This is a genomic window from Tardiphaga sp. (genome assembly GCF_044340795.1).
GTDB lineage: Bacteria > Pseudomonadota > Alphaproteobacteria > Rhizobiales > Xanthobacteraceae > Tardiphaga.
The window spans coordinates 1-8,481 of the sequence record NZ_JBIISY010000244.1 but is presented as its reverse complement, the minus strand read 5'-3'; the positions used below and the strand labels follow the sequence as shown (position 1 = coordinate 8,481).

Annotated in this window: 7 protein-coding genes and 1 pseudogene; 3 read left to right on the top strand and 5 right to left on the bottom strand. The window is 63.5% G+C overall.

Annotation, left to right across the window (positions count from 1 at the left end):
• The 3 genes from thrS to ACIQ17_RS27175 form a co-directional block, all read right to left on the bottom strand.
• Positions 1-1,788: threonine--tRNA ligase (gene thrS / locus ACIQ17_RS27185; protein ID WP_398472451.1), on the bottom strand; the 1,788-nt coding region annotated here is incomplete at its 3' end.
• A 160-nt stretch (positions 1,789-1,948) separates the two neighbouring features.
• Positions 1,949-3,856, bottom strand: coding sequence for a BCCT family transporter (locus ACIQ17_RS27180; protein ID WP_398472450.1), 1,908 nt, complete (start codon positions 3,854-3,856; stop codon positions 1,949-1,951).
• 197 nt (positions 3,857-4,053) lie between these two features.
• Complete coding sequence (locus ACIQ17_RS27175) at positions 4,054-4,665, bottom strand: hypothetical protein (protein ID WP_398472449.1); 612 nt, start codon at positions 4,663-4,665, stop codon at positions 4,054-4,056.
• Between the two features lie 273 nt (positions 4,666-4,938).
• Here ACIQ17_RS27175 and ACIQ17_RS27170 point away from each other — a divergent pair, with 273 nt between their 5' ends.
• The gene (locus ACIQ17_RS27170) at positions 4,939-6,066 is read left to right on the top strand and encodes an MFS transporter (protein WP_398472452.1); all 1,128 of its coding nucleotides are present in this window, start codon (positions 4,939-4,941) and stop codon (positions 6,064-6,066) included.
• A gap of 5 nt (positions 6,067-6,071) precedes the next feature.
• Here ACIQ17_RS27170 and yidD read toward each other — a convergent pair whose 3' ends face one another.
• Entirely contained in the window at positions 6,072-6,407 is a 336-nt protein-coding gene (yidD, locus tag ACIQ17_RS27165; RefSeq protein ID WP_398472448.1) for a membrane protein insertion efficiency factor YidD, read from the bottom strand.
• Between the two features lie 237 nt (positions 6,408-6,644).
• Here yidD and ACIQ17_RS27160 point away from each other — a divergent pair, with 237 nt between their 5' ends.
• On the top strand, positions 6,645-7,556 hold the full coding sequence (locus ACIQ17_RS27160) for a hypothetical protein (RefSeq protein ID WP_398472447.1): 912 nt from the start codon (positions 6,645-6,647) through the stop codon (positions 7,554-7,556).
• 12 nt (positions 7,557-7,568) lie between these two features.
• Here ACIQ17_RS27160 and ACIQ17_RS27155 read toward each other — a convergent pair whose 3' ends face one another.
• Positions 7,569-8,027 carry an iron-sulfur cluster assembly scaffold protein gene (locus ACIQ17_RS27155; protein ID WP_398472446.1) on the bottom strand — a complete coding sequence of 153 codons (459 nt, stop codon included), beginning with the start codon at positions 8,025-8,027 and terminating at the stop codon, positions 7,569-7,571.
• A 260-nt stretch (positions 8,028-8,287) separates the two neighbouring features.
• On the opposite strand from ACIQ17_RS27155, the pseudogene ACIQ17_RS27150 reads away from it, so the two are divergent.
• Positions 8,288-8,481: pseudogene (locus ACIQ17_RS27150) on the top strand (GTP cyclohydrolase I FolE); the annotation flags it as partial.

Genomic DNA, 8,481 nt, shown 5'->3' with positions numbered 1-8,481 from the left:
GGCCGCGGCGACCACCTTGGCATATTCGTCGCCTTCCGAAGTGATGGTGGTGACCATCACCTGCGTCGGCGCCAGCCAGAGCGGGAAGTTGCCGGCATAGTGCTCGATCAAAATGCCGATGAAACGCTCCATCGAGCCGCAGATCGCGCGATGCACCATCACCGGCGCCTTCTTCGATCCGTCGGCATCGATATAGAACGCGCCAAAACGTTCCGGCAGGTTGAAGTCCACCTGCGTGGTGCCGCACTGCCAGTCGCGGCCGATCGCATCGCGCAGCACATATTCGAACTTCGGCCCGTAGAACGCGCCTTCGCCCGGCGAGATCTCGGTCTTGATGCGGCCGCCCGACTGCGCCTCGATGGTCGAGAGCACCGTGGCCATCACGCGCTCGGCGTGATCCCACATCTCGTCGGTGCCGACGCGCTTCTCCGGACGCGTGGACAGCTTCACCACGATGTCGCCGAAGTCGAAGTCGGTATAGGTCGACAGGATCAGGTCGTTGATCTTCAGGCATTCCTCGGCGAGCTGGTGCTCCGTGCAGAACACATGGGCGTCGTCCTGGGTGAAGCCGCGAACGCGCATCAACCCGTGCATGGCGCCCGAGGCTTCATAGCGATGCACCACGCCGAATTCGGCGAGACGCAGCGGCAGGTCGCGATAGCTCTTCAGCCCATGCTTGAAGATCTGGACGTGGCCGGGGCAGTTCATCGGCTTCAGCGCAAACCAGCGCTTGTCCTCGGCCTCGTCGCCGGCGGACTGCGCCGCGAACATGTTTTCGCGATACCAGCCCCAGTGGCCCGACGTCTCCCACAGGCCCTTGTCGAGGATCTGCGGTGCGTTGACCTCCTGATAGTCGCCGGTGAGGCGGCGGCGCATATAGGCGATCAGCGCCTGGAAGATGGTCCAGCCCTTGGGGTGCCAGAACACGACGCCCGGGCCTTCTTCCTGGAAATGGAACAGGTCGAGTTCGCGGCCGAGCTTGCGGTGATCGCGCTTCTCCGCTTCCTCGATCTGCTTCATGTAAGCGTCGAGGTCTTCCTGCTTGGCGAAGGCGGTGCCGTAGATGCGCGTCAGCATCGGGTTGTTGCTGTCGCCGCGCCAATAGGCGCCCGCCACCTTCATCAGCTTGAAGGCGTTGCCGATCTTGCCCGTGGAGGTCATGTGCGGGCCGCGGCAGAGATCGAACCAGTCGCCCTGGTAATAGATCTTGATCGGCTCGTTGCCGGGAATGGCATCGACCAGCTCGACCTTGAAGGCCTCGCCCTTGTCGCGGAACACCTGCTTGGTCTTCTCGCGATCCCACACCTGCTTGGTGAAGGGCGTGTCGCGCTGGATCAGCTCGCGCATCTTCTTCTCGATGGCGGCAAAGTCCTCGGGCGTGAACGGCTCCTCGCGATAGAAGTCGTAATAGAAGCCATTCTCGATCACCGGACCGATGGTCACCTGGGTCTGCGGCCACAGCGTCTGCACGGCTTCGGCGAGCACATGCGCGGCGTCATGCCGGATCAGCTCCAGCGCGCGCGGGTCTTCGCGGTTGATCAGTTCGAGCTTGGCGTCCTGCTCGATGGGGTCGTTGAGGTCGCTGACCACGCCATCCAGCGCCATCGCGACGGTGCGCTTGGCGAGCGAGGGCGAGATGCCCTTGGCAATGTCGAAGCCGGTCGTCCCCCGCGGATACTGGCGCACGGCGCCGTCCGGAAAGGTGAGGTTCACATTGGCGCTGTTCTGGTCGGCGGGGGTGAGGTTGGCGAGGCCGAATTTGAATCCGGAGCCTTCATTCTCAGTCATGTCTTCTCTCCTGTGGCTCACTCCTGCACACGGGCGCAGGTAAGCGGGGAACAGCGGTATAGCAGCCGATTCGGATGTTGCAACAGCAGTCCGGCGAGGTTTTGACGCCGTCGAAGCTGCCTTTTTACGATACCGGATCTTGCCCGGGGCTCGCCGCGCCTCACACGGGGCGCGAACGTTCCAGCTGGGTCAGGACGTCGCCCGCGATCTGCTGTTCGGAGAAGCCGGTCAGATCGCGGTGCCGGGTCTCGTGGTTGGTGCGCGCAGCCAGCATCCATGTCCGGCTGCGATGCGCGGCCGGCGTCTCCCAGGCCATGTAGGCGGCCAGCGGGCGGGAGCGCGGCAGCAGGCGATAGACGAACACCCGGTCGGTTCCGAAGCTGACCGTCAGCGATGCACCCTCGCTTTCGATCTTCACCGCACTGTCGGCCCAGCCTTCGGCGAGCATGGTCTGGCAGACCGATTGCAGTGCCGGCACGCCATGGCTCGCAATCTGGCGCTCGATCTCGGCGCGGCTCGCCGGCACGAACAGCCGCTTGAGGCGTTCGCTGATCGCAGGACCCTCCGAGGCGATCGTCTCGCCATCGAGATCGGCATTGGTCTGCCGCACCAGGCCGTAAGCGAGCAGCAGCATGATGAAGCAGAACGGCAGGGCCGCCATCAATGTCGCTGCCTGCAACGCGCCGAGACCGCCGGCGAGCAGCAGAAGCGTCGCGGTCGCGCCCAGCACGATGCACCAGTAGATGCGCTGCCAGCGCGGCGTGTCTTCCTCGCCGCCGGATGCCAGCGTGTCGATCACCAGCGCGCCGGAATCGGCTGACGTGACGAAGAACACGCCGACCAGCAGGATCGCGAGCCCCGACGTGAAGCCCGCAGCCGGCAGATATTCGAGAAACTTGAACAGTGCCGTCGAGAGATTGGCCTGCACCGCGGCGGCGATGCCGCCATGAGCAGCGCCAAGATCAAGCGAAATCGCCGTATTGCCGAACACCGTCATCCAGAGAAAGGTGAAGGCTGTCGGCACGAACAACACGCCGACCACGAATTCACGGATCGTGCGTCCGCGCGAGATGCGGGCGATGAACATGCCGACAAAGGGCGACCACGCGATCCACCACGCCCAGTAGAACAGCGTCCAGTCGGCCATCCATGCCCGCGGCTCATAGGCATACAGCTTGAAGGTGCGCTCGACGAAATGATCGAGATAGAGGCCGAAATTCTGCACCAGTGCGCGGAGCAGGAATAGCGTCGGCCCGCTGCACAGCACGAACACCATCAGCAGCACCGCGAGCACGAGATTGAGTTCGGACAGGCGCCGGATGCCGCGCTCGGCGCCGCTCAGCACGGACAAGGTCGCCACGCCCATGACGACGACGATGACGGAGACTTTCATGACCGGCGAGTCGGCGATCCCGTAATTATAGGCAAGGCCCGCCGTCATCTGCGACACGCCGAACCCCAGCGACGTGGCGACACCGAACACGGTGCCGCACACGGCGAAGATGTCGATGGCGTCGCCGAGCGGGCCGTTGATGCGCTTGCCGAGAATGGGCGACAGGCCGGAGCGGAATGTGAGCGGCAACCCCTTGCGATAGGTGAAATAGCCGAGGCTGAGACCGACCACGGCGTAGATGGCCCAGGCATGCACGCCGTAATGATGGAAGGTGATCGCCATCGCCTCGCGGGCGGCGCGGATGGTGCCGCTCTGCGCTTCCGGTGGCGAGATGTAATGCTGCACCGGTTCGGCCACCGCGAAATACATCAGGCCGATGCCCATGCCGGCCGCGAACAGCATGGCGAGCCAAGAGACATAGGGGAATTCGGGCTCGGCATCGTCCGGTCCGAGGCGCAGCTTGCCCGTCGGGCCGAAGCCCAGCACGATGACGACGACAAGGAAGATCGCCACCGACGCCACATAGAACCAGCCGAAGGTGTCGATCACCCAGCTCTGCGCGAGTTTGAAGAGGCTGTCGGCAGTGCCGGGCATGACGATCGTGATCGTCAGCAAAGTGGCGATCACGGCGGACGCGCCGAAGAAAACGCGCGGCTTGATTTGACTTTGAAACATCAGGCCGCCTTAGCCGCCGGATGAGCGAGAGTCCAATTCAGCGGGTTGCAGAGGCAGGATCGTACCCAAATTGGGCGATCAACCACGCACGCTTGCTGTGTCATCGACGCCACCGGTCGCGCTGAGCTGGTGCGCAGTGTCTACTGGATCCCCGCTTTCGCGGGGATGACAAGCTGAGCGTTTAGCAAGCGGTGCGTTCAAGCCGCCGCCATCTCGGTCAATACGCCGCTCACATGCGCAGGCGACATCCCGAGTTGCTTGCCGATATCCGAGGCCAGCATCCATTCGCGTTCGCCGAGTGGGCGTCCGGGTGCAATGGCAATCACCGCCCGCAGCGTCGCTTCCTTGCCGCGGTCGTTCAGGCTGTCGGCCTCTCGGGCAGTATTGGATAGAACCGTGTTGCGGTCGGCGCCGGACATCACGGCCGTCGCGATCGACTCCGGTGTGGCCTCGACACCCAGCAGTTTCTCCGTGGCCTCGGTGATCCGGTCTGTGAGTGCCGGCGTCAACCCCCCTTCGCCGGACATCAGCAGCATCAGTTGCGCCAGCATGGTTGCAAGTCTGTCGTCACGCTGATGCTGTTCGCGGATCGGATCATGCTGCAGCACAGTCTCGTTCCAGGCCTTGTCGCAGGCCGTGCATTCCACATAGCGGTCGAGCTCCTGCATCGGGATCAGCGGGATCCAGTACAGATGACCCCATTTCTTCGGGCGGCGCAGATTGTAACCCTGATGCTGCGCGCAGCCGGGGCAGAAGAACTGACCCTTGTCGATGATTTTCTTGGTGACGTAGGTTCCCCAGACGATCATGCAGTCCTCGCAAGTGCTGTCGCTGAATCCGTGTCGCGGGATTCATCTCGCTTCGATGAGCAGACGCCATGTTGTGCGCCCTTGTCCCTGGTAGTCGTCAAAACGGCTGAACGGGTTTGACCCTCAGAACCCACATTTTTGCATACGGCCAATGTGCGTGGGCCTTCACACCGATGTCGTGTCGTGGGGGCGCAAGCGCATGATCGCTGCTGTACAGTTCCCTGTCGCGTGATATCACGGGCCGTGTCCCGCCCGTTTGCACCGACTGCACTCATGATCGGCAATTTCGTCACCGGCGTTGGCCTGCTCGGGCCGACGGCGATGCTCGGCGAATTGTCTGCGGGGCTTGGCGTCACCATCCGTGAAGCCGGGCTGCTGATCACGTTCGGCGCGGCGATGCTGTGCATCTGCTCGCCCTTGATGTCGTGGCTGACCAGCCGGATCGAACGGCGAACCATGCTGATCTCCGTGATCGCAGTCGTTGCCGTGTGCAATCTCGCTTCGGCCTTCGCGCCCAATTACACCGTGCTGCTCGCGATCCGCCTCGTGATGTGCATCGCCGCTGCGCCCTATACGCCGCAGGCCGCGGGTGTCGTGGGCATGCTGGTGCCGCCGGAGAAGCGGGCGAGCAGTGTGGCCTATGCTTTCCTCGGCTGGACACTGGCGGCGGCCGTCGGGTTGCCGATGGTGACCTTCATCGCCAGTCATTTCGGCTGGCGCGAGGTCTATGGCGTTGTCGGCGTGATGAGCTGCATCAGCTTCACGCTGCTGGTCTGGCGAATTCCGGGCGGACTGTTCGGCGCACCGGTCGATCTCAGCACGTGGTCGTCGCTGGCGCGCAACCGGCTGGTGCTGCTTCTGCTGTCGATCACCACGCTGCAGATCGCCGGACAGTTCTCGATCTTCACTTTCATCGTCCCGCTGCTCGAACGTCTTGCGGGAGCAGGGCACAATGCTGCGGCGACAGTCTTCGTGATCTATGGCGTTTGCGGCTTCCTCGGCATCATGACGGCCACGCGGATCGTCGACAGTTGGGGACCGCTCAGAACATCGATCCTCTCGACGTCGCTCGTGCTGACGGGCATGTCGGTCTGGACATTCGGTGCCGGCCATCTCGTGGTGATGGCATGCGGTGTTGCCATCTGGGGGCTCGGCTTCGGCGCCATCACATCGATGCAGCAGATACGCCTGATCATGGCCGCGCCCGCCGCGGGCGCCGCAGCCGTCTCGCTCAACACCTCGATGCTGTATGTCGGACAGGCGATCGGATCAGGCATCGGCGGCGTGCTCTTCGCCGGCGGCTTTTTCCATGCGTCAGGCTATGTCGCGATGGTGTTTCTGACGGTCGCATTGTCAGCGATCATCTGGAGCCGGCGGCTGTCGCGCGCTGCGGCGGTCTGAGCGATCTACTCCATAGCATCATTGACGCCGCGCCAGCGCGCGTAGCGCCACGGCAGATACCAGCGGGCGCCGGCAGGCGTCGCGGTCGGCACATTATCGATGCCCGAGGTTCCCCATGGCTGGCAGCGCAGCAGCCGCGCCAGCGTCATCCAGCCCCCCGCCCAAAGTCCATAACGCTCGATCGCTTCGTCGCCATAGATCGAACATGATGGGATGTGACGGCAATTGAAGCCGACCAATGGCGAGAAGCTGTGGCGATAGAGCCAGATCGCACCGCGGCCGAGGTTCCGTGGGGTGCGTCGGATGATACCGATGCAATGCGGGCACGCTGGGTGGTTCATGGTCGGCTTGCTATTCGATCGATCAGGATTTGCCGGGTTTCATGGCAGGGAACCGGGGCGCTTATGCAGTGCGGTCACACTCGCCAATTTATCGCATGCAGCGCAGCAAAAGTAACTGGACGCCGGGCCGCTGAACGCTAGTTTTTGATTACGCTCGTGTGACAGAATCATGAGCGTTCGGTGTGGCATAGGCTTTGCTCCGTAGTTCGTGCACGCGGCGTGCGAGAGGGAACCGAATTGAGCTTTGTGCGGTCTTTTCGTTGGAGTGGTTCGGCGCTGCTGCGCGCCATGGCCGTTTGCATCGCATTGCCGGGCCTCGCTGCCTCCATTTCCGCTTCAAGCGCCTCTGCGGCCGTGCTCGAAGAGCGCAAGCTGCCGATGCGCTTCACCTGGGTTGCCTGCGAGCCGAACTGCCGTGGCTGGTTCACCGCTGTCGGCATCGTCACCGGTGACACCCCGAAGGACTTCGAGGAATTCGCCAGGACCCGTGACCTGAACGGTGCGACCGTCGTGCTCGATTCCTCGGGCGGCTCGGTCAATGACGCCATCACCATCGGCCGCCGCTGGCGCAAGCTTGGCCTGCGCACCACGGTGGGATCGACCATCGAATTGCAGTCGTCCTCGGGCGTGATGAAACCCGCGGTGTTGCCGCAGGCCTATTGCGAATCCATGTGCGTCTTCCTGCTGCTCGGTGGCAAGACGCGTTACGTGCCGGACGAGGCGCATGTCCGCGTCCACCAGATCTGGATGGGCGACCGCGCCGACGACCCGAAGGCGGCGAGCTATACCGCGCAGGATCTGATGATCGTGCAGCGCGATGTCGGCCGTCTCGCAAAGTACACGGTGGAGATGGGCGGCTCCGGCGACCTGCTGTCGCTCTCGCTCAGTGTGCCGCCTTGGGAGGACCTGCATCGTCTCACCACGGATGAGCTGAAGCTGTCCAATCTCGTGACCACCTATCATGTCGCAGACGTGCTGCCGCAGGAGCCCGCTGCGGACACGACGCCGGTGGCCGCGCTGGCGCCGAAGGCGATCCAGGACCGCTTTGTCAGCGGTACCGAGCACGAGAAGCCGGTGGCATCCACGGTCTCGACCACCAAGACCGCGGAAATCCAGGCGCCGACCGGCGGCGCCGCGCCGGCCAAATAGCACGGCGCCGGCTCAGGCCGGCGCGTCTTCCGTCTTGCCGGATTTCGCTTCGATCTGCCCGATGGCATCAACCACGGCGTCGAAGGTCAGCAGAGTCGAGGCGTGCCGCGCCTTGTAGTCGCGCACCGGCTCGAGCGCGGCGATATCAGCCCATTTCGCATCGGCCGGCGGCGCACCGTTTTCCTTCAGCATTTTTCGCACGGTCTCGCGCAACGCGCGGAGTTCTTCCGCAGTGGAGCCGACCACATGCGCTGCCATGATCGAGGATGACGCCTGGCCGAGTGCGCAGGCCTTCACGTCATGCGCGAAATCGGTGACCACGTGGCCATCCATGGCTAGGTCGATCTTCACCGTGGAGCCGCACAGTTTGGAATGGGCGGTGGCGCTGGCATCGGGCGATGGCAGGCGGCCGAGGCGCGGAATATTACCGGCGAGCTCGATGATGCGCTTGTTATAGATGTCGTTCAGCATCTGATACGGACCTTAACTCTGCCACCGATTCCAGATTCGCGTGCCGGGCCGGGCCCTTGGCGGTGGTGGAACAGCATCCTATATAGGGATGCGGACCGGCGAAAGAACGCCGGCCGTGCTCCAGATCGCCGGAATTTGAGAATTCCATTCGGCGCTGGCGATGTTATTGCTTTGACGGACTCAGGCGTCCGGCGGTTTCCCGCCCCGTCTGCCCGGTGACACCTCCGGCCTTACAGTTTGGCCGGTCGAACGGAGAGAAGATGGACGCGATCATCAAACCCATTCGCAACGCTGCCGACGCCGCCAGGTCTGGCGATGGCAAAAAGGATTTCCGGCCCGCGCAGCTTGATCCCGCCGAGTTCCTGGCCGCTGCCGTTGATCCCGAGCAGAGCCGTCCCTCGCGCGCCGAGGCCGAGAAGGCAGTGCAGACACTGCTCGCCTATATCGGCGAGAA

Bases quoted from the DNA above. Each gene is read 5' to 3' on its own strand.
- ACIQ17_RS27180 (WP_398472450.1), bottom strand. From the start codon at position 3,856: ATGTTTCAAAGTCAAATCAAGCCGCGCGTTTTCTTCGGCGCGTCCGCC.
- ACIQ17_RS27175 (WP_398472449.1), bottom strand. From the start codon at position 4,665: ATGATCGTCTGGGGAACCTACGTCACCAAGAAAATCATCGACAAGGGT.
- ACIQ17_RS27170 (WP_398472452.1), top strand. From the start codon at position 4,939: ATGATCGGCAATTTCGTCACCGGCGTTGGCCTGCTCGGGCCGACGGCG.
- yidD (WP_398472448.1), bottom strand. From the start codon at position 6,407: ATGAACCACCCAGCGTGCCCGCATTGCATCGGTATCATCCGACGCACC.
- ACIQ17_RS27155 (WP_398472446.1), bottom strand. From the start codon at position 8,027: ATGCTGAACGACATCTATAACAAGCGCATCATCGAGCTCGCCGGTAAT.